This window comes from Arthrobacter sp. C152, from assembly GCF_054890965.1.
Map to the genome: position 1 here is coordinate 31,259 of NZ_JBTZSU010000020.1, position 19,092 is coordinate 50,350.

Below are 19,092 nucleotides of genomic sequence, written 5' to 3' on the forward strand. Positions count from 1 at the left end.
AACTCCCCGGGTGAACGCAGAAAGCGCGGCAGCACCGGGAAAGTCCCGGCACTGCCGCGCCTGTGCCGCTGCGGCTGGAAGGGGTCAGCGGATGCCGACGAGGTCCACCACGAAGATCAGGGCCTCGTTGGGGGCAATCGCCCCGCCGGCGCCACGGGAGCCGTAGGCCAGCTCGGAGGGGATTTCCAGGCGGCGGCGGCCGCCCACTTTCATGCCCAGCAGTCCCTGGTCCCAGCCCTGGATGACCTGGCCGACGCCGACACGGAAGTCCAGCGGCGCGCCGCGGCCCCACGAGGCGTCAAACTCTTCGCCCGTGGACCAGGCGACGCCGACGTAGTGGGTGGAGACGGTGTCCCCTGCCTTGGCCTCAGGGCCGGTGCCCTCGATAAGGTCCGTGATGACCAGTTCGGTGGGGACGTCGCCTTCGGGGAAGTCGATCTCGGGCTTCTGGCGGTCGAAATCCCGCTGTCCAAAAGACATGCTTACTCCTTGATGTCGGTGCTGATGGGTGCCGCGAGGGGACGCGGCATCGGTTGTAAGTCTTGCTACTTGACCCCGAGGATGTCCACTACGAACACCAGGTCGCCCTTGGCCTGTCCCTGGCCGGCGTCGCCGTAGGCCAGGTCCTTGGGGATGACCAGCAGGACGCGGGATCCGACGGTCTTGCCGGCCAGGCCCTGCGTCCAGCCCTTGATGACGCCCGTGAGCGGGAACGTGGCGGGCTGGCCCCTGTCGAAGCTGGAGTCGAACTTGGTGCCGCCGTCGAGGTTGACGCCGACGTAGTTGACGGTCAGTGTGTCGGACTCCTTCACGGTGGCGCCGGTGCCCTTGATCAGGTCTTGCGAAACCAGTGCGGTGGGGGCGGCGGCGCCCGCAACGTTGATCTCCGGGACACCGTCCTTTTCCGTCACGGTGGGCAGTCCGGCCGGCGGGGTCACCGTCTCGCCCTGCGGCTTGTCCAGGACAGGCGTGGCGTCCGCGGCCGAGAGCACCTTGATGATCAGCAGCTGGGACGGTTCGGCTGCCGCGCTGGGGCTCGGGGTGGCGGCGTCGGAGGGGCTGGCGCTGGCGGGGGCACTCTGCTGTCCGGGGACAGCCAGTGCCAGGCTGGACCCGACCTTCGCACCGACAAACGCGTTGTAGATGACGGCGCTGCTGGTCTTGAGCTCATCGTTCAGCTCAAGCGATTCGGGCTCGTTGGGGTAGGTGTCTTCGAGCTGGGAGCCGTCGGAACCGTTCAGGGCGAGGATGGAGATTTTGGCGACCTGGTTGGCTTTGACCGTGTCGCCGCCGCCTTCGGAAACCACCTTGATGGTGGGCTGGGTGACGGTCAACGGCTTGTCGAATTCCACCCCCGGGGCCTTTTTGTCCCCATTGTCGGTCAGTTTGAGGGAGTCGAACTTTGCAGTCTCCCCGGCTGACTGGCTGGTGGGCTCCGGCTGGGAGCTTTGACCTCCGCAGGCGGTGAGCAGCAGCAGGCCGGGAAGAAGGATTGCTAGTAGTCGGCGCACGTAAGAAACTTTCGTTGGGGCAGGGTGGATACGACGTCCCGCCTGGCAGCGGACAGCATCGTAGGTGGTCCCTTTAAAAAGGGCCCTATCCAGAATAGACCCTGAAACTGGACGTCAGCCCGGAGCGCCGTCACCCCATGGAGTCAAGCAGCGCATCGACGCGCTCATCGACGCTGCGGAACGGGTCCTTGCAGAGGATGGTCTGGTGGGCCCGGTCATTGAGCTTCAGATGCACCCAGTCCACGGTGTAGTCACGGCCCAGTTCCTGGGCACGGCGGACGAAGTCGCCGCGGAGCTTCGCGCGGGTGGTCTGCGGGGGCGCATCGACGGCACCCTTGATGACGGTGTCGTCCACGATCCGGCGCACCGCACCGCGGGACTGCAGCAGGTAGAAGAGGCCACGGCTGCGGGAAATGTCATGGTAGGTCAGGTCCAGCTGGGCGATGCGGGGCGCATCCAGGGCCAGCCCGTGGCGTTCCCGGTATTTGTCCATGAGCTTCTTCTTGATGGCCCAGTCGATCTCCGTGTCGATTGCCCTGGTGTCACCGCTCTCGATTGCATGCAGCGTCCGTTCCCAGAGATCGAGGATCAGCGGGACGTGCGGGTTGTGGGCGCCGTGCTCCTTGACGAAGGCGGTGACCTTCGTGAGGTATTCCTGCTGGATTTCAAGGGCGGTCAGCTGGCGTCCATTCGCCAGGCGCACCAGCGCCCGGCCGCTGAGGTCATGCGAGATTTCACGGATGCTCCGGATCGGGTTCTCCATCCGCATGTCCCGCATGATGACACCGGCTTCGATCATGCGCAAGACCAGATCCACGGTGCCGATCTTCATCAGGGCCGTCGCCTCGGACATGTTGGAGTCGCCCACGATGACGTGCAGGCGCCGGTAGAACTCTGCGTCGGCGTGCGGCTCGTCCCTGGTGTTGATGATCGGGCGGGACCGCGTGGTGGCGGAGGAAACGCCCTCCCAGATGTGGTCGGCCCGCTGGGAGAAGGCATAGGTCGCGCCGTGCGGGGTTTTCAGGATCTTCCCCGCCCCGGCGATGAGCTGGCGGGTCACCAGGAAGGGAATAAGGATTTCGGCGAGCCTGGAAAACTCGCCCCGGCGGGGAATCAGGTAGTTTTCGTGGCTTCCGTACGAGTTGCCGGCGGAGTCAGTGTTGTTCTTGAACAGGTACACGGTGCCGTTGAAGCCCTCCGCGGCGAGCCGCGCCTGGGCCTCATCCACCAGGTCGTCAAGGATGAGCTCGCCTGCCCGGTCGTGGGCGATCAGCTGGGCGAGGTCGTCACATTCGGCGGTGGCGTATTCAGGGTGGGACCCGACATCCAGGTACAGCCGGGAGCCGTTGGTGAGGAAGACATTGGACGACCGTCCCCAGCTGACAACCTTGCGGAAGAGGTACCTGGCCACTTCTTCCGGGGCAAGAGGCCTTGAATCGGGGCTCGAGTACGAGATCCCGAATTCGGTTTCGATGCCGAAGATTCTCTTGTCCATTGGTCCTCCTAGGCCAGCAGTGCCGTGATATCCGCCGCGTTGAGCCTGCGGAAGGCGCGCCGCGAGCCGCGCGATTCTTCCGAAAGCCTGTCCAGAACTGCCACTTCAAGCGCGCTGGCGGGCAACGGCGTGGCCGGTTGGTCGCCCTCCTGGGCAGGCGTCAGGCCTTTCAGTGCCAGGCGCACGGCGTCGGCGAAGCCCAGTGTGGCCTGCCATCCGGCATCGATGGCCGATGACACCTTGTCCGCCTGCCCGCCCATCACGACGAAGCTGTGTTCGTCGGCAATGGACCCGTCGAAAGTCAGCCGGTACAGGTGGTCCTCCGCCTGGGAGGGACCCACCTCGGCAACTGCCAGTTCCACCTCAAAGGGCTTCTGCTCCGCCGTGAAGACCGCACCGAGGCTTTGCGCGTAGACGCTGGCAAGGCCGCGGGCCGTCACATCCTCACGGTCGTAGGAGTACCCGCGGACGTCCGCGTAACGCACGCCGGCCTGGCGCAGGCTTTCGAATTCGTTGTACTTTCCGACAGCGGCGAACGCGATTTTGTCGTAGATCTCGCCGATTTTGTGCAGGGAGGGCGAGGGGTTTTCGGCCACGAGTGCGATGCCGTCGGCACAGCTGATCACCACGACGGACCGGCCGCGGGCGATGCCCTTCCGCGCGAAATCCGCGCGGTCCTTCATTAACTGTTCGGGTGAGACATAGAACTGCTGGGTCATCTCAGGCCTCCCGTCCGGCGATGGTGCGGGCTTCGATGACATTCCGGGAAGCAGCCGCCAGCTCAGCCTCGGGCACCCGGCGCGCGCCGGTGTTGTCGACGGTGAAGACGACCGGCCACAGCTGCCGCACGGTGTCGGGGCCGCCGGTGGCTGAGTCGTCGTCTGCGGCGTCGTAGAGGGCTTCCACCGCGACGGACAGTGCTTCGGCGGCAGTGAGGTTGGGACGCCAGAGTTTCTTCAGCGCTCCCCGGGCGAAGACGGATCCGGATCCCACGGTGTGGTGTTCGTGCTCCTCGTACCGGCCGCCGGTGACGTCGTAGGAAAAGAGCCGGCCGACACCGGCGCTGGTGTCGAAGCCTGCGAACAGCGGTACCACTGCCAGGCCCTGCAGGGCCATCGGAAGGTTGCCCCGGATCATGGCACCAAGCCGGTTGGCCTTGCCCTCGAGGCTGAGCTGGGTTCCTTCGATTTTTTCGTAGTGCTCAAGTTCAACCTGGAACAGCCGCGTCAGGTCGATGGCTATGCCGGCTGTTCCGGCGATGCCCAGCACCGAGAAGCGGTCCGCTGGAAAGACCTTCTCGATGTGCCTGCTGGCGATGACGTTTCCCATGGTGGCCCGCCGGTCGCCCGCCATCAGGACACCGCCGTCGTAAGCCATGGCGACGATGGTGGTGGCGTGTGGAACCTGCACCGGGGCGGCAGCTGTTGCGCCGCCCTGGAGGGACCGGTTAAAGGGCAGAAGCTCCGGCCGGTCCCGTTGCAGGTGTTCGGTAAAGGACGAGGTGGCGTTGGCGGCTACCTGGTTGGCGGTTGATTCCTGCACTCATGCACTCCTTGAACGTAGTACTTCAACGTCGGTACAGTTCCGGCCGTCCGCGGCTTCCGCCACCGTACGGTCCGGGTTACTGGCCGCCCTTTTGAACGAACGCCCGGACGAACTCTTCGGCGTTGGATTCCAGGACGCCGTCGATTTCGTCGAGCAGGTCGTCCACGCCTTCGGTTGAGGCAGAGGCCTGCGCCTCGGGTGGTGCCGGGGGTGCCTCGGGAATGTCGTCGTCGACCTGGCTGTCGCGTGACTGCGGCTGCTGCTGCTCCTGGCCTGCCATTGGTATCCCTCCTGTTACTTCCAGCGGATCCGGCGGATCCCCTGATATATGCCCATCCTGCCACGGGACGGGCCCTCCGGCGCGGTTTACGCCGCAGGCGGAGCGGTGTTGTGTCCCAGCAGCTCACCAAGGAACGGGCCCGCTTCCCGGTAGCGCTCGAACAACGCTCCGGTCAGGGCTTTCGTTCCCCTCAGCGGCTCCCGGGTAGGCACCCGCTGGAGCCGGCCGTACCCGGGGACGTCGAAGATCACGGAATCCCAGCTGGCACCCACCACGTCCTTGCCGAAGCTGCTGATGCATTTGCCCCGGAAGTACGCACGGGTATCGGCGGGCGGCTCCGACACTGCAGCGGCGATGGCGGAGTCCTCCACCACCCGCTGCATACGTTCCCTGGCCAGGAGCCGGTAGTACAGGCCCTTTTCCGGCCTGATGTCGGCCCATTGCAGGTCCACCAGGCCCAGCCGGGCGTCGCTCCAGTCCAGGCCGTCACGCTGCCGGTAGCCTTCCAGCAGGGACAGCTTGGCGAGCCATTCCACGGAGGGGGCCGCAGCACTCCTGTCGCCGTCGAGCTGGGTCAGGACGGTGGCCCACCGTTCCAGGACCTCGTGGGTGTGCCCGTCGCCGTCCACCGCGTCCCCCACCCCGGTGTCCTGGGCCAGCTTGGCGGCTGCCTCGTGGTACATCCACTGAAGGTCAAGGGCTGTGACACGCCTTCCGTCCACCAGCCGGAGCCTGGCCGTGAGGGACGTATCGTGGCTCACGGTCTTGAGCGCCGTGACGGGTTCGTGCAGTTCTATCCTGGGTGCGAGCCCCGCCTCGATGAGGCTAAGGACAAGGGCCGTGGTCCCGAACTTGAGGTAGTTGGAGACCTGGCTGAGGTTCGCGTCTCCGATGATGACGTGCAGCCGCCGGTATTTGTCGGCAGTGGCGTGGGGCTCGTCCCGGGTGTTGATGATCGGCCTGCGGATGGTGGTCTCCAGCCCTACTTCGGCTTCGAAGAAGTCGGCCCGCTGGCTGATCTGGAAGCCTGGAATGGAGCTGTCCTGCCCGATCCCCACGCGGCCGGCCCCGCAAATGACCTGGCGGCTGACGAAGAAGGGCGTCAGCCCCCGTACGATTTCCCCGAACGGCACCGAACGGGGCATGAGGTAGTTCTCGTGGGATCCGTAGGACACGGATTTGTTGTCCGTGTTGTTCTTGTACAGGTTCACCGGCGGCAGGGCCGGGTCCGCCGACAGCCTCCGCACCGCGGCCAAGGCTACGAGGTCCCCGGCCGCGTCCCAGGCCACGGCGTCCCGCGGGTTGGTCACCTCGGGGCTGGAGTATTCGGGATGGGCGTGGTCGACGTAGAGCCGCGCTCCGTTGCCCAGGACCATGTTCATCAGCAGGGTGCCGGATTCGTCCTGCCCGTCCAGTTCAAGTTCCTCGCGCCCGTACGCCAGGGCCACCGCCTCGGCGTCGAGCACCGGCGGCTGGTCGGTGAGCTGGCTGGGGTGGGCGCTGCCCCGGTCCACGGTCCAGCCGCGGGCATCATGCAGGGGTTCCTCGTCCGTATAGTCCCACCGCGTTTCCGCTCCCCCGGCGGCACGCTGCCTGGTGACCTGGGCGTACGCCTGGACCACCCGGGCGCTCATCATGGTGGCGTTGGCCGAAGGCGCGGACGGGGCGTGGATGCCGTATTCGGTTTCGGCGCCCATGACCCGCATCGCCCCGCCGACGGGGAGTCCTTCCCCGGCGGCGGGTCCGTGTGCTGCGGTCATAGATACTGTCCCGTGGTGGGCATGGTCTCGATCGACTTGCCGGGTTCCTGCCCGGCCTTGCCCTGGACGATGGTGCGGATGTAGGTGATGCGCTCGCCCTTCTTGCCGGAGATCCGTGCCCAGTCGTCCGGGTTGGTGGTGTTGGGCATATCCTCGTGCTCGCGGAACTCATCCACCACGGCACGCAGCAGGTGCTCGATGCGGAGCCCCTTCTGCTGTGTGGTCAGCAGGTCCTTGATGGCGTACTTCTTGGCCCGGTCCACCACGTTCTGGACCACGGCACCGGAGTTGAAGTCCTTGAAGTACAGCATCTCGGTGTCGCCGTTGGCGTAGGTGACCTCCAGGAATTCGTTGGACTTGTCCGTGGAGTACATGGCCTCCACGGTGCGCTGCACCATGGCGTCGACGGTGGCCTGGACGTCCCCGTTGTGTTCGGCCAGGTCGGATTCGTGGAAGGGCAAGTCCGGGGTGATGTACTTGTTGAAGATGTCCGCTGCGGCTTCGGCGTCGGGCCGCTGGATCTTGACCTTCACGTCCAGCCGGCCGGGCCGCAGGATTGCGGGGTCGATCATGTCCTCACGGTTGGAGGCGCCGATGACGATGACGTTGTCCAGCCGTTCCACGCCGTCGATCTCGCTCAGGAGCTGGGGCACGATGGTGGTTTCGACGTCGGACGAGATCCCTGTGCCGCGGGTGCGGAACAGGGAATCCATCTCGTCGAAGAACACCACCACGGGGCTGCCGTCCGAGGCCTTCTCCCGTGCGCGGGAGAAGATCAGCCGGATGTGCCGTTCCGTTTCACCCACATACTTGTCCAGGAGCTCCGGGCCCTTGATGTTCAGGAAGTAGCTCTTGAGGTCCACGTTTCCGGAGCGTTCGGCGGCCCGGGCGGCCAGCGAATTGGCCACGGCCTTGGCGATCAGCGTCTTGCCGCAGCCGGGCGGGCCGTACAGCAGGATGCCTTTGGGAGCCTTCAGCCCGTGCTCCCGGTACAGGTCCGGGTGCAGGAACGGCAGCTCGACGGCGTCGCGGATCTGCTCGATCTGCGGGCCGAGGCCGCCAATGTCCTCGTAGGTGATGTCCGGGACTTCCTCCAGGACGAGGTTCTCGACTTCCGAGCGGGGCACTTTCTCGAGTGCGTAGCCGGTCCGCGAGTCGACGGACAGGGCGTCGCCCACCCGGAGCTTCTCCGCAAGGAGGGCACCGGACAGCCTGACGACGCGCTCTTCGTCCGCCCGGCCCACCACCAGGGCGCGGTCGCGCCCCAGCATTTCCTTGAGGGTGGCCAGTTCGCCCGCGCGTTCGTAACCGAGCCCGGCCACGATCAGCAGTGCCTCGTTGAGGAGGACTTCCTGCCCCACGGCGAGCTGGTTGATGTTCACCAGCGGGCTGACGCCCACACGCATCTTCCGGCCGGCGTTGAAGATGTCCACCGATTCCTCCGTGGCAGCCTGCCCGCTGCTGCCCGGTGAGGGCTGGCGCCTGGGGTTGATCTGGAGGATGGTGCCGAAGCTGTAGGGCGGCTGCCCTTCCTGGTCGAGGGCGTTCTTCAGGCGGAGGATCTCAGCCTTCGCAGTCTCGAGCATGCTGACCAGCTTCGAGTTGTTCTGCGTTGCCGCTGCGAGCTGCCGGTCGATGTGCCTGAGCTTGTCCCGAAGTATGTTGACCTGGCGGTCAGCAACCGAGAGGTCGTTGGCGGCAGACTGCTCTGCCGGTGTACGTCCGGAGTCCTGGTTTGGCGTCTCCATGATGTATCAGCCCCTTCCTGCGCTTCTCTTAAGACATTAGTCCCAAGAGGGCGGGTAGGGATGGAGACTCTCGAAATCTGGACTAGTTCGTGACCTCGGGGGTGTCCACGACGTTCGTGCCCGCAATCGCGTCGCGGGCGGCGCGGCGGAGCTTCTTGTCCGACACTGCCCGCTCCCCCACGGCTCCGGGGGTCCAGGCGTTGACGTCGTCCTCGTTGAATTCCGTCTTGGAGGGGCGGCGCTTGACCGAGATGCCGGTGACGCCGTCGGCGAGCCGCCGGGTGACCAGCAGGAATCCTGTGTGGGCGACCATCCGGTGGTCGGGGCGGACGGCGAGGCCTTCGAGGTGCCAGCCGCGGACCAGGGATTCCCAGGCGTCCGGTTCGGTGAAGCGGCCATCGGCCCGGATGGCTTCTGCGGTGCGGGAAAGCTGGGTCACCGTGGCCACGTAGTTGATCCACACACCGCCGGGCGCAAGGACAGTGGCGACGGCGTCGAGGCATTCCCAGGGTGCCAGCATGTCCAGGACCACCCGGTCCACGGAGCCGGGCGCCTCAGCCTTGACCACTTCCTCCTGGAAGTCGCCAAGGGACACCTGCCATGCGGGGTGCGGGCCGCCAAAGATGGTTTCGACGTTTCCGCGGGCGATGTCCGCGAACTCCTCGCGGCGTTCGAAAGAGTGCAGATAGCCGTTGTCGCCCACCGCCCGGAGCAGGGAGATGGACAGGGCCCCGGAGCCAACGCCGGCTTCCACCACGCGCGCCCCCGGGAAGATGTCGGCCATGGTCACGATCTGGCCGGCGTCCTTGGGATAGACGACGGCGGCGCCGCGCGGCATGGAGAGGACGAAGTCGGAGAGCAGCGGGCGCAGGGTCTGGTACTGCTGGCCCACGTTGTTGACCACCACGGAGCCGTCGACCTTGCCGATGATTTCGTCGTGGTTCAGGAAGCCCCGGTGGGTGTGGAAGGCTCCGCCGCGTTCGAGGGTGATGGTGTTCATCCGCCCCCGCTCATCGGTCAGCTGGACGCGTTCCCCTTCCCGGAACGGGCCGCGGCGACGGGCAGCACCCACCGGCTGCGAGCCGCCGGTGGCAGCACGCGCCGGTGCTGCTCCCTGGGCGTCGTTGACGGCGGTTTCGCTGCTCATGATTCTTCCTCGCTCCTGTAAACCTGTGGTGCCGCGGCCAGCCGGCCCTTCACGGACGCTGGCTCCGCGCGGCAATGCATGACCGGCAGGTAACTCTACCGGCTCTGGCCCTGCGGGTACCTATCGCCTGGCGGACGCTTCCCGGTCATTGCCGCCAGGACGGCTTCCTGGGTCAGCAGCCCGGTGACGACGCCGTTGTGGTCCACCACCGCGTAATGCCGCCCTTGCAGCTCCGACAGGAACTGGATCAGTTCCTGCCCCTTGGACCATTCGGGCACATACGCGCCGGGGGCGAGCGGGAAGGAAACAGCCGTCACGGGGGTCGTGGCTGCAACCTCCGCCGGGACGGAGGCCAGGGCGCCGTTGTCCACGACGGCCTGCGGCCTGCCGTCGGGGCCGCACACCACCACGGATCTTCCTGCCCCCGCCCCCAAAGCCAGTGCGTCCTGGACGGTGCCGCTGGCAGGGAGCCCGGCCGCCGGCGTCGACAATGCCGCGGCACTCACCAGCGGCAGCCGCCCACGCAGCGTCCCCTGCTGGATGGCCGCCGAGGCCCCCATCCACAGGAAGCTGCCGACCAGGACGGTGATCATGAGGAGGCTCAAGTCGGGCTCGTCCCCGGACACCAGCGGCCGAAGAATGAACCAGAACATGATGGCGAGGACAATGATCCGGCCGCCCCACCCTGCGGCGACCGTGCCTTTCGCCTGGCTGCCGGTGGCCTTCCACACGATGGACTCGACCAGGCGTCCGCCGTCCAGCGGCAGGCCGGGCAGTACATTGAAGACGCCGATAAGGAAGTTGGCCCACATGAAGATGTTGGTCAGGATCTCGGCAACGCTTCCGAGGTTGACCGCGGCCAGCACCAGCCAGGCGCCGCCGGCAAGGACGAAATTGGCGGCCGGCCCTGCCAGTGCCACCAGGACGGACCGGCCGGGGGACGCCGTGAAGCTTTCGAACTGGGTGTGCCCGCCCCAGAGGTTGAGGACTATCTTTTGGGTGGGCCAGCCGTAGATCCTGGCGGTCAGGGCATGCGCCAGTTCGTGGACCAGGACGGAGATCAGGAGCAGCACCGCATAGGCGAACGCAACGAGGTAGGCACTGGCCCCGAGCCTGGGGTTGTTCTGTGCCAGGACCGGGCCGTAAACGATGACCGTGAAGGCGGCAATAACGAACCAGGAGTAGGCGAGCACCACGGGAACGCCGGCAATGCGTCCGAGCGGGATGCCTTCGCGGCGTACGGCGCCGGCCGGTTCAGCCACGGGGATGCCCCGCAGCCGCGGCAGGTTCCAGCAAGGCAGCAAGTTCGGCGAGGGACCGGCCGGCCAGGGTTTCCCAGAGGGCGTAGCTGCCGTCTTCGGGCAGGGGCACGATGTGCGGAATTGCCACGGTGGCCACGCCCGAGGCGACAGCCGCCGTAACCCCGGGGACGGAGTCCTCCAGCGCGACGCAATGGTGGATTTCCAGGCCCGGGTCACTTTCCTGCAGCATCTCCACCGCGGTCAGGTAGGCCTCCGGGTGGGGCTTGCCCTGGGCGACCGTGTCGCCGGTGACCAGGACCTCGAAGTAGGGCCGCGGAAGGCTGTCCACAACCTGCCGCGCCAGGGGTCCTTCGGACATCGTCACCAGGGCGCAGCGCACCCCGGCCAGGTGGAGCTCTTCCAGGAGCTCGCGGGCGCCCGGCCGCCACGGTACACGCTGCCTGACGCTGCTGATCACCTCGGCGGTGAGCGTGTCGATGATCTCGCGGATTTCAAGTTCGACGCCGGCCTGCTGGAGCAGCCCTGCCGAAAAAGTCAGCGACTGGCCCACCAGCTGCATGGCCTGCTCATGGGACCAGGTCCCGCCATGGGCTTCCACGAGGGCGTGCTCTGCCGCGATCCAGTAGGGCTCGGTGTCCACAATCGTTCCGTCCATGTCCCAGAGGACGGCTTTAAGCGGGCTTTCGGGGGCTGGCAGTCGCATGCCACTAGTCTACGGGGCGTGTCTGGGCGCGGGCTGTGGGCTACGCCCTCGGCGAAGCGGGCGCAGCCAATGTGGCTTTTCCTTCATCCCGCGGGGATTTGCGGCGCTTCATTCCCTGCACGAGTGAGCTCCTTGGACGTAGGGTGAAGAAATGAATAGCTTCGAGGGAGACACCGCCGATCAAGGTGCCGGACCCGGGCGGGAACGGTTCCTGCAGCCAGTGGCTGAGGGGCAGCGCGTAACTGTCATGCTTGCCGCTTTTGAAGGATGGAACGACGCCGGAGAAGCGGCCAGCGATTCGCTGCGATACCTGAACAAGCTCTGGGGCGGCAAGAAGGTTGCGTCCATAGACGCCGATGAATACTACGACTTCCAGTTCACGCGCCCCACGGTCCGCCGGAACGCCGCCGGTGAGCGCAAGATCAAATGGCCGTCCACCCGGATCTACAAGGCGAGTGCCCCGAACTCCAACGTGGATGTCATCTTCGTCCAGGGCACCGAACCGTCCTATAAATGGCGTGCCTACACCGCCGAACTCCTGGTCCACGCGGAGGCACTGAACGTTGACTACGTGGTGCTGGTCGGCGCCCTCCTGGCGGACGTTCCGCACAGCCGGCCCATCCCAGTGAGCACGTCCTCGGACGACGCCCCGCTGCGGGAGCGGATGAACCTGGAAGCTTCCCAGTACGAAGGCCCCGTGGGCATCGTGGGTGTGCTGTCCGAGGTGGCACTGCTGGCAGGGATCCCCACGGTGTCGCTGTGGGCAGCTGTGCCGCACTATGTGGCGCAGGCCCCCTCCCCCAAGGCGCAGCTGGCGCTCCTGCACCGGATCGAAGAGTTGCTGCAGGTGCCCCTGGACACGCACGAACTGGCGGAGGAAGCGGACGCCTGGGAACGGGGCGTGGACGAACTGGCCACCGAGGACCCGGAAATCGCCGCCTACGTCCGGCAGCTGGAGGAAGCAAAGGACACCGCCGACCTGCCGGAGGCCAGTGGCGAGTCGATTGCCCGGGAATTTGAGCGGTACCTGAAGAGGCGGGGGCAGGACCGGCCCTGAAAGTGACGGGGGCCTGGCCGGGATCGTCATCCCGGCCAGGCCCCCGTCGTTAACCCTCGGAGCGGTAAGACTAGAGCCGGATGCCCAGCAGGGCGTCCACGGCGTCCCGCACCAGTGCCTGGTCCGCGGGACTGGCGGGGCCGCCGTCGGAATTTGCCGCATGCGCCCAGCGAGAGACGGCAGCCACCGCTGCGGGCGCGTTGAGGTCCGCGGCCAGGGCTTGCCGCATGTCCGCGAGCAGGGCGGCCGCGGATTCGGCGGGGGCGTGGGCCAGGGCCTGGCGCCACGCCGCGAGGTCGGCTTTTGCCGCGGTGAAGCCTTCATCCGTCCAGGACCAGTCCGAACGGTAGTGGTGGGCGAGGATGGCCAGGCGGATGGCTGCCGGGTCCTCCCCGGCCGCACGCAGCCTGGACACGAGGACCAGGTTCCCCTTGGATTTGCTCATCTTCTCGCCGTCCAGCCCCACCATTCCGGCGTGGGCGTAGTGCTTGGCCAGGGGCACCCCGGCAAGCGAGAAGGCGTGGCCGGCCCCCATCTCATGGTGCGGGAAGATGAGGTCGGAGCCGCCGCCCTGCACCGTGAAGGGCGAGGGCAGGTACTTCTGGGCGATGACGGTACATTCGATATGCCAGCCGGGCCGGCCCGCACCCAAACTGCCGCCGGGCCAGCTGGGTTCGCCCTCGCGGGCCACCCGCCACAGCAGCGGGTCCAGTGCCTGCCGCTTGCCGGCGCGCCCGGGGTCACCGCCGCGCTCGGCGAACAGTTCCAGCATCTGGGCTTCGGCGAGGCGGGAAATGGAACCCAGGGTCCAGGCGCCGGGGGCCGTTGACTGTTTGCCGGCCGCCTCGACGTCGTAGTACACATCTCCGTCGGGCTCGCCATTGGTGCCCGGTACCGTGTACGCCAGGCCCATGCTGACCAGCCGCTCCACCTCAGGAACGATCAGCCCGATCGACTCGACGGCGCCCACATAGTGGTCAGGGGCCAGGACGTTTAACGCTTCCATGTCCGTCTGGAAGAGCTCCACCTGTTCCGCCGCGAGGTCGCGCCAGTCGACGCCGGTGGCCGTGGCGCGTTCCAGGAGGGGATCGTCCACGTCGGTGACGTTCTGCACGTAGGACACTTCACCGCCGGCGTCCCGCCACACGCGGTTGAGCAGGTCGAAGGCCACGTAGCTGGCCGCGTGACCCATGTGGGTGGCGTCGTAGGGGGTGATCCCGCAGACGTACATGGACGGCCGTGCTTCCGTTTCCAGCGCCACTTCGCTGCCTGCGGCGGTGTCAAAGAGCCGGAGGGCGGGCATGTTTCCGGGCAGGTCAGGTACGGGGCGGGTCGTCCAGGATTTCACAGACCAAGCCTAGTCCTAGGCGCTGATGACGCCGAAACCGAGCAGGAGGTACAGGGCGAGGCCAAGGAAGATCCGGTACCAGACGAAGAGCCGGTAGCTCCTGGTCGACACGAACTTCAGGAACCAGCCGATGATGACGTAGCCCACCACCAGTGCGATCACGGTGGCCAGCGCTGTTTCCGGGAGCCCGAACGGGCCACTGATCCCCTCTTTGGTCACCACCTTGTAGAGCTGGTAGAGCCCGCTGCCGAAGACGGCGGGAATGGCGAGCAGGAACGAGTACCGCGCCGCCGCCTCGCGCGTGTAGCCCATCAGCAGGCCTGCGGTGATGGTTCCACCGGAACGGGAGACTCCTGGAATCAGCGCCATGGACTGCGCCAGGCCGTACAGGATGCCGTGCTTGTAGGTGAGCCGGCTGAGGTCGCGCTCCTGGGAGCCCACGGCGTCGGCCACGGCGAGGATCAGGCCGAAGACGATCAGCATGGTGGCCACGAGCCACATGCTGCGCAGGACTGATTCGATCTGGTCCTGGAAGAGCAGCCCCAGGACAATGATGGGCAGGCTGCCGAGGATGACAAGCCACCCCATCCGGGCGTTGGGATCCTGCCGCGGCACTTTCCCGGTGAGGGACCCGGCCCAGGCCTTCACGATCCGGACGATGTCGCGCCAGAAAAAGATCAGCACCGCTGTTTCGGTGCCGAGCTGGGTGATGGCCGTGAATGCGGCTCCGGGATCCTCCGCGTTGGGGAGGAATTCCCCCACGATCCGCAGGTGTGCGCTCGATGAAATAGGTAGAAATTCGGTCAGTCCCTGCACTAGGCCCAGCAGGGCCGCTTCAAACCAGTTCACGCTAAGACCCTACGGCATGGCGGCGGGGGTTCTGCCCGTAAGCTTGCTGCTATGCAGCAGCGCTACGTCGGCAACAGTGGATTGCGAGTCTCCGCCCTCTCCCTGGGCACACGGTCCTGGGGCGGGGAAACCGACGAACAGGACGCTGCGGAGCTGCTGCGCACCTTCCTGGACGCCGGGGGCCGCCACCTGGACACGTCGTCGTCATATTCGGGCGGAGGCTCGGAGGCTGTCGTCGGCTCACTTTTGGGCGATGTGGTGTCTCGGACCGAGGTTTCCATTTCCACCAAGGCGGGTATGACGACGCCGGATGGCCGGCGGGCAGTGGACACGTCGCGTACTGCGATGCTCACCGGCCTGGATGCGAGCCTGGCACGGCTGGGGACGGATTACGTGGATATCTGGTTCGCCGAGGCGTGGGACGGCAATGTGCCGCTGGAGGAGACATTGTCGGCGCTGGAGTTCGCGGTGCGGACCGGCCGCGCCCGCTACGCCGGGATCTCGAATTTCAGGGGCTGGCAGGCTGCCAAGGCGGCAGCCGTGAGCAGTGTGCCCCTGGTGGCGGCGCAGGCTGAATACTCTTTCCTGGAGCGGCGGCCGGAGGCCGAACTGGTTCCGGCCCTTGAGGACGCCGGGCTTGGCCTCATGGCATGGGCTCCGCTGGGCCGCGGCGTCCTGACGGGGAAATACCGTGGCGGCATTCCTGCCGGGTCGCGCGGCGCTTCGGCAACCGGGGCGGCCTACGTGGAGAACTATCTCGGGGAGAAGTCTTCACGCATCGTCGATGCCGTGTGCATGGCGGCGAACGGGCTCGGCCGCACACCCCAGGATGTTGCCCTGTCCTGGCTGCTGTCGCAGCACAGCGTGGCTACCGCGGTGGTGGGTCCCCGCACGCCCGTGCAGCTCAAGGAACTCCTCGATGCGCAGCTGACGCCGCTGCCGCCGCAGATCGCGCGGGCGCTGGAGGATGTTTCCGCGGCCTGCTAGGCCTGCCGCGGCCGGTGTGCACCGGGTGTCATTCCTCGACGATCTCGAGGTCCTCGTCCTCGTCCACGTCGGCTTCTTCGTCCTCTTCATCCTCGTCGTCAAAGACCTGCAGCGGGGTGACTTCGTTGTAGGCCTCGTAGAGGGCGTCCTCGTACACTTCGAAGGCGTCGGCGACGGCGAAGAAAGCCGACTCGACGGAGGGGTCACCGTCCCCGCGGCGGTTCGATGCTGCTATAAGGTGTTCTTCCAAAGCGGTGGTCAGGGACGAAAGCGCGACACGCGGATCGATGCTCATGACTTCACGTTAGCCGGAAAAGGACGAAAATGGAGAGCAAATGAAGGAACAATTTCTCACCAGCTCGGTCCAGCGGGAACGGGATTATTTGCGGCAGTACGAGTACCTCGTGCTGACCGTCAGCCCTGATGATTCCCTGCCTGAGGCGCGCCGCCGGCTGGTGGAACACTCCGAATACGGCAAGTGGGAATTGGAACGGAGCAAGCTCTATGTCGGGGGCGGGCGGCGCTTCTGGCTGCGCCGCCGTGTGATGCAGGTCCAGCGGACCGTCTGAAAGTTATGCGGTCCAGGAAGTTCAACCGTCCAGCGGACCGTCTAGTCCTCCAGGGGACCCAGCCAGGCGTTGGCGACCGTGTTGTGGGCTGATTCGTCGTCGGACGGGTGGAACATCCCCGCGAGCACGTCCCGGTACAGCCGTTCCAGTTCAGATCCGCGGAAGTAGCTCGATCCCCCGCTGACCCTGATGGCAAGGTCCACCACACGCCGCGCCGTTTCCGTGGCGTTTACCTTCAGGCCGACCAGCTTCGGGAACCATTGCGTCCCGTGGTCGGCCAGGGTGTCGACGTCGGCGGCGACCATTTTCAGCTGGGGGTACAGGTTGTCCATGGCCATGGCGGCCTCGGCCACTTTCCAGCGGATGTCTGGATCCTGCGCGTAGCTCCGCCCGCCGTTCTTGAATGAGGTGCGGCGTTTGACCGTCTCCACCCCCACCGCCAGCGCCCGCTCGCCGAGGCCGGTGTAGACGGCGGCGAGCAGGATTTCGAAGCAGGCGAAGATCGCAAAAATCAGCGGGTCCGGGTTGGGGCCGGTGGGCAGCTTCCGGAAGATCCTGTCGGCGGGCACCCGTACCCCGTCCAGGACCGTCGTGGCGGACTGGCTGGCCCGCATGCCCAGGGTGTCCCAGTCGTCCAGGATCCGGTACCCCGGGGTTTGCCGGGTGATGAAGCCGTGGACCAGTTCCCCGTCGCCGTCCCGGGCCGCCTGGTCCTTGCCGAAGATGCCCAGCCGGGTCCATACCGGGGACAGGCTGGTGAAGATCTTTGTCCCGGTGAACGTGTAGCTGCCGTCCGCGTCCGGCGCCGCCACCGTCCGTGAGTCGAAGAGGACGGAGTCGTTGCCCGCTTCGGAGTTGCCGAAGGCGAAGATTTCGCCCTGTTCGGCCTCCTGGAGGACGAACGCCAAGGAGTCGTCTCCGCGGGCGGCCAGGACGTGTGCGACGCCGGTCCAGACCAGGTGCATGTTCACGGCAAGGGCGGTGGCCGGCGCGGCCGTTGCCAGCCTGCGCTGGCACTGCGCCGCCGCTTCGAGCCCGAGGCCCGCGCCGCCGTCGGACGCTGGAACGAAAAGCTTCAGGTACCCGGCGGCGGCAAGCTCCTGCAGGTCCTGGTGAAAGAACGCGTTGTCGCGGTCATATCCCGCGGCGCGGCCGCGGATCCGCTCCAGGAGGCTGTCCGGCAGGAGCTCCTCTGGGGTCATGGCCGGGCCCTAGTAGTTGGTCAGGAGGGTGTTCAGCACCCTGGCGCCGAACATGAGCGAGTCCGCGGGTACCCGCTCGTCCACGCCGTGGAACATGCCGGTGAAGTCCAGTTCGTCCGGCAGCATGAGCGGCGCGAAGCCATAGCCGGTGATGCCGAGCCTGCTGAGGGACTTATTGTCGGTGCCGCCGGAGAGCGTGTAGGGCAGTACTTTGGCGCCCGGGTCCTCCTTGTGCAGGGCGTCGATCATGGAGTCCACCAGGTTGCCGGCGAACGGGACCTCCAGGGAGACGTCATTGTGGACGTAGCTGACGTCGACGCCGTTGCCGGCGAGTTCGCGGACGATCTCGAGGACCTGCTGTTCCTGGCCCGGCAGCGTCCGGCAGTCCACGAGGGCTTCCGCTGACTCCGGGATGACGTTGTGCTTGTAGCCGCCCTTCAGGAGCGTCGGGTTGGTGGTGTTCTGCAAGGTGGCTCCGACGAAGCGCGCCACCGTTCCAAGCTGGCTGAGCAGGAGGTCCGGATTGTCGGCGTCGAACTCCACCCCGGTGAGTTCGGTCACTCCATCCAGGAACTGGCGGGTGGTGGGCGTGAGCTCGATGGGCCATTTGTATTCGCCGATGCGCGTGACGGCGCCGGCAAGCCGGGTGACGGCGTTGTCAGTGTTGATCTGGGACCCGTGGCCCGCGCGGCCGTGGGCCACGAGGCGGAGCCAGGAGATGCCCTTCTCGGCGGTCTGCAGAAGGTAGGTGCGCTGGCCGCCGATGGTGGCGGAGAAGCCGCCCACCTCGGAGATGGCTTCGGTGGCGCCCTCGAACAGTTCGGGGCGGTTGTCCACGGCGTAACGGGCGCCGTAGACGCCGCCGGCTTCCTCGTCGGCGAAGAACGCGAAGATGATGTCCCGCTTGGGCTTCCTGCCATCCCTGGCGAAACCCCGCAGGACGGAGAGGATCATGGCGTCCATGTCCTTCATGTCGACGGCGCCGCGGCCCCAGATGAGGCCATCCTTCAGTTCGGCACCGAACGGGTCTACGGACCATTGGTCGCGGAGGGCGGGGACGACGTCAAGGTGGCCGTGCACCACCAGGGCGCTGGCCGACGGGTCTTCGCCGGCCATGCGGGTCACCACGTTGGCGCGGCCGGGGGCGGATTCGAAGATTTCGGCGTTAAGGCCCACCTCTTCGATCAGGCCTGCGGCGTATTCGGCGGCGGCCCGCTCCCCCGGCCCGGAGCCGTCACCGTAGTTTGACGTGTCGATCCGGATGAGTTCCTGGCAGATCCGGACGACTTCATCCTCGGGCAGGACGTCAGGCATGTGAAGGCTCCTCGCTTGGGATTGGGTGGAACGGGCTGAACCGCTGCCCTCAGCCTACCCATGTGGGCCGATTCGTTGTTCACGAAAAGTCGTGTTAGAGTTTTTCTCGCTGCTTCGGAGAGGCGCGAAACACTGGAAGGTGTGAACGGCTCCCGAAATACCACCTGCGCGGGTGGCGGAATGGCAGACGCGCTAGCTTGAGGTGCTAGTCCTCGAAAGGGGGTGGGGGTTCAAGTCCCCCTCCGCGCACACATCGGAAGCCCCGGAAGATCATCGATCTTCCGGGGCTTCTTTGCATTCCCCCTCCATCGTCCG

The 19,092-nt window shown here is 66.4% G+C and carries 19 protein-coding genes and 1 tRNA gene; 4 read left to right on the forward strand and 16 right to left on the reverse strand.

What is annotated here, in order from left to right; translation table 11 throughout:
- Positions 1 to 84: 84 nt before the first annotated feature.
- From ACYSM9_RS14120 to ACYSM9_RS14170, 11 genes are all read right to left on the reverse strand, one after another.
- Positions 85 to 480: an FKBP-type peptidyl-prolyl cis-trans isomerase gene (locus ACYSM9_RS14120; protein ID WP_461857585.1), complete on the reverse strand. Its 396-nt coding sequence runs from the start codon at positions 478 to 480 to the stop codon at positions 85 to 87.
- Positions 481 to 545: 65 nt separating this feature from the next.
- The gene (locus ACYSM9_RS14125; protein ID WP_461857586.1) at positions 546 to 1,511 is read right to left on the reverse strand and encodes an FKBP-type peptidyl-prolyl cis-trans isomerase; all 966 of its coding nucleotides are present in this window, start codon (positions 1,509 to 1,511) and stop codon (positions 546 to 548) included.
- Between the two features lie 130 nt (positions 1,512 to 1,641).
- Complete coding sequence (pafA, locus tag ACYSM9_RS14130; protein WP_461857587.1) at positions 1,642 to 3,006, reverse strand: Pup--protein ligase; 1,365 nt, start codon at positions 3,004 to 3,006, stop codon at positions 1,642 to 1,644.
- Between the two features lie 8 nt (positions 3,007 to 3,014).
- Positions 3,015 to 3,725: a proteasome subunit alpha gene (prcA, locus tag ACYSM9_RS14135; RefSeq protein WP_461857588.1), complete on the reverse strand. Its 711-nt coding sequence runs from the start codon at positions 3,723 to 3,725 to the stop codon at positions 3,015 to 3,017.
- A gap of 1 nt (position 3,726) precedes the next feature.
- Positions 3,727 to 4,548 carry a proteasome subunit beta gene (gene prcB / locus ACYSM9_RS14140; protein WP_461857589.1) on the reverse strand — a complete coding sequence of 274 codons (822 nt, stop codon included), beginning with the start codon at positions 4,546 to 4,548 and terminating at the stop codon, positions 3,727 to 3,729.
- Between the two features lie 79 nt (positions 4,549 to 4,627).
- Complete coding sequence (locus ACYSM9_RS14145; protein WP_221385045.1) at positions 4,628 to 4,831, reverse strand: ubiquitin-like protein Pup; 204 nt, start codon at positions 4,829 to 4,831, stop codon at positions 4,628 to 4,630.
- Positions 4,832 to 4,917: 86 nt separating this feature from the next.
- On the reverse strand, positions 4,918 to 6,591 hold the full coding sequence (gene dop, locus ACYSM9_RS14150) for a depupylase/deamidase Dop (RefSeq protein ID WP_461857590.1): 1,674 nt from the start codon (positions 6,589 to 6,591) through the stop codon (positions 4,918 to 4,920).
- Positions 6,588 to 8,339, reverse strand: a complete 1,752-nt coding sequence (arc, locus tag ACYSM9_RS14155; protein WP_461857591.1) for a proteasome ATPase — start codon at positions 8,337 to 8,339, stop codon at positions 6,588 to 6,590. Before arc ends, dop begins: the two co-directional genes overlap by 4 nt.
- Before the next feature lie 82 nt (positions 8,340 to 8,421).
- Positions 8,422 to 9,486: a tRNA (adenine-N1)-methyltransferase gene (locus tag ACYSM9_RS14160; RefSeq protein WP_461857592.1), complete on the reverse strand. Its 1,065-nt coding sequence runs from the start codon at positions 9,484 to 9,486 to the stop codon at positions 8,422 to 8,424.
- Between the two features lie 95 nt (positions 9,487 to 9,581).
- Positions 9,582 to 10,754, reverse strand: a complete 1,173-nt coding sequence (locus tag ACYSM9_RS14165) for a site-2 protease family protein (RefSeq protein WP_461857616.1) — start codon at positions 10,752 to 10,754, stop codon at positions 9,582 to 9,584.
- The gene (locus tag ACYSM9_RS14170; RefSeq protein WP_461857593.1) at positions 10,741 to 11,451 is read right to left on the reverse strand and encodes an HAD family hydrolase; all 711 of its coding nucleotides are present in this window, start codon (positions 11,449 to 11,451) and stop codon (positions 10,741 to 10,743) included. Before ACYSM9_RS14170 ends, ACYSM9_RS14165 begins: the two co-directional genes overlap by 14 nt.
- A gap of 151 nt (positions 11,452 to 11,602) precedes the next feature.
- Between ACYSM9_RS14170 and ACYSM9_RS14175 the strand changes: the two genes are divergently transcribed.
- Complete coding sequence (locus tag ACYSM9_RS14175; protein WP_461857594.1) at positions 11,603 to 12,508, forward strand: PAC2 family protein; 906 nt, start codon at positions 11,603 to 11,605, stop codon at positions 12,506 to 12,508.
- A gap of 70 nt (positions 12,509 to 12,578) precedes the next feature.
- On the opposite strand, the gene mshC is transcribed toward ACYSM9_RS14175, so the two are convergent.
- Both mshC and ACYSM9_RS14185 read right to left on the reverse strand, forming a co-directional pair.
- Positions 12,579 to 13,856, reverse strand: a complete 1,278-nt coding sequence (gene mshC / locus ACYSM9_RS14180; protein WP_461857595.1) for a cysteine--1-D-myo-inosityl 2-amino-2-deoxy-alpha-D-glucopyranoside ligase — start codon at positions 13,854 to 13,856, stop codon at positions 12,579 to 12,581.
- Positions 13,857 to 13,871: 15 nt separating this feature from the next.
- On the reverse strand, positions 13,872 to 14,705 hold the full coding sequence (locus tag ACYSM9_RS14185; protein ID WP_461857596.1) for an undecaprenyl-diphosphate phosphatase: 834 nt from the start codon (positions 14,703 to 14,705) through the stop codon (positions 13,872 to 13,874).
- Between the two features lie 51 nt (positions 14,706 to 14,756).
- Here ACYSM9_RS14185 and ACYSM9_RS14190 point away from each other — a divergent pair, with 51 nt between their 5' ends.
- Positions 14,757 to 15,692, forward strand: a complete 936-nt coding sequence (locus tag ACYSM9_RS14190; RefSeq protein WP_461857597.1) for an aldo/keto reductase — start codon at positions 14,757 to 14,759, stop codon at positions 15,690 to 15,692.
- Positions 15,693 to 15,720: 28 nt separating this feature from the next.
- Here ACYSM9_RS14190 and ACYSM9_RS14195 read toward each other — a convergent pair whose 3' ends face one another.
- Positions 15,721 to 15,987, reverse strand: coding sequence for a hypothetical protein (locus ACYSM9_RS14195; protein ID WP_056333876.1), 267 nt, complete (start codon positions 15,985 to 15,987; stop codon positions 15,721 to 15,723).
- Positions 15,988 to 16,027: 40 nt separating this feature from the next.
- On the opposite strand from ACYSM9_RS14195, the gene ACYSM9_RS14200 reads away from it, so the two are divergent.
- Positions 16,028 to 16,261 carry a DUF5703 family protein gene (locus tag ACYSM9_RS14200; RefSeq protein ID WP_018771130.1) on the forward strand — a complete coding sequence of 78 codons (234 nt, stop codon included), beginning with the start codon at positions 16,028 to 16,030 and terminating at the stop codon, positions 16,259 to 16,261.
- A gap of 41 nt (positions 16,262 to 16,302) precedes the next feature.
- Here the strand turns inward: ACYSM9_RS14200 and ACYSM9_RS14205 are convergent, their stop codons facing one another.
- Together ACYSM9_RS14205 and ACYSM9_RS14210 are read right to left on the reverse strand one after the other, a co-directional pair.
- Positions 16,303 to 17,463 (reverse strand): acyl-CoA dehydrogenase family protein, encoded by a 1,161-nt coding sequence (locus ACYSM9_RS14205; RefSeq protein WP_461857598.1) that lies wholly within the window; start codon positions 17,461 to 17,463, stop codon positions 16,303 to 16,305.
- A 9-nt stretch (positions 17,464 to 17,472) separates the two neighbouring features.
- On the reverse strand, positions 17,473 to 18,777 hold the full coding sequence (locus tag ACYSM9_RS14210) for a M20/M25/M40 family metallo-hydrolase (protein ID WP_461857599.1): 1,305 nt from the start codon (positions 18,775 to 18,777) through the stop codon (positions 17,473 to 17,475).
- Between the two features lie 166 nt (positions 18,778 to 18,943).
- On the opposite strand from ACYSM9_RS14210, the gene ACYSM9_RS14215 reads away from it, so the two are divergent.
- Positions 18,944 to 19,026, forward strand: a tRNA-Leu gene (locus ACYSM9_RS14215).
- The last annotated feature ends 66 nt before the right edge of the window (positions 19,027 to 19,092 follow it).

Excerpts from the sequence above, each read along its gene's own strand:
- ACYSM9_RS14160 (WP_461857592.1), bottom strand. The coding sequence starts at position 9,486 with ATGAGCAGCGAAACCGCCGTCAACGACGCCCAGGGAGCAGCACCGGCG.
- ACYSM9_RS14120 (WP_461857585.1), bottom strand. The coding sequence starts at position 480 with ATGTCTTTTGGACAGCGGGATTTCGACCGCCAGAAGCCCGAGATCGAC.
- ACYSM9_RS14145 (WP_221385045.1), bottom strand. The coding sequence starts at position 4,831 with ATGGCAGGCCAGGAGCAGCAGCAGCCGCAGTCACGCGACAGCCAGGTC.
- dop (WP_461857590.1), bottom strand. The coding sequence starts at position 6,591 with ATGACCGCAGCACACGGACCCGCCGCCGGGGAAGGACTCCCCGTCGGC.
- ACYSM9_RS14195 (WP_056333876.1), bottom strand. The coding sequence starts at position 15,987 with ATGAGCATCGATCCGCGTGTCGCGCTTTCGTCCCTGACCACCGCTTTG.
- pafA (WP_461857587.1), bottom strand. The coding sequence starts at position 3,006 with ATGGACAAGAGAATCTTCGGCATCGAAACCGAATTCGGGATCTCGTAC.
- ACYSM9_RS14200 (WP_018771130.1), top strand. The coding sequence starts at position 16,028 with ATGAAGGAACAATTTCTCACCAGCTCGGTCCAGCGGGAACGGGATTAT.
- ACYSM9_RS14210 (WP_461857599.1), bottom strand. The coding sequence starts at position 18,777 with ATGCCTGACGTCCTGCCCGAGGATGAAGTCGTCCGGATCTGCCAGGAA.
- ACYSM9_RS14175 (WP_461857594.1), top strand. The coding sequence starts at position 11,603 with ATGAATAGCTTCGAGGGAGACACCGCCGATCAAGGTGCCGGACCCGGG.
- ACYSM9_RS14170 (WP_461857593.1), bottom strand. The coding sequence starts at position 11,451 with ATGCGACTGCCAGCCCCCGAAAGCCCGCTTAAAGCCGTCCTCTGGGAC.
- arc (WP_461857591.1), bottom strand. The coding sequence starts at position 8,339 with ATGGAGACGCCAAACCAGGACTCCGGACGTACACCGGCAGAGCAGTCT.
- ACYSM9_RS14190 (WP_461857597.1), top strand. The coding sequence starts at position 14,757 with ATGCAGCAGCGCTACGTCGGCAACAGTGGATTGCGAGTCTCCGCCCTC.
- prcA (WP_461857588.1), bottom strand. The coding sequence starts at position 3,725 with ATGACCCAGCAGTTCTATGTCTCACCCGAACAGTTAATGAAGGACCGC.
- ACYSM9_RS14205 (WP_461857598.1), bottom strand. The coding sequence starts at position 17,463 with ATGACCCCAGAGGAGCTCCTGCCGGACAGCCTCCTGGAGCGGATCCGC.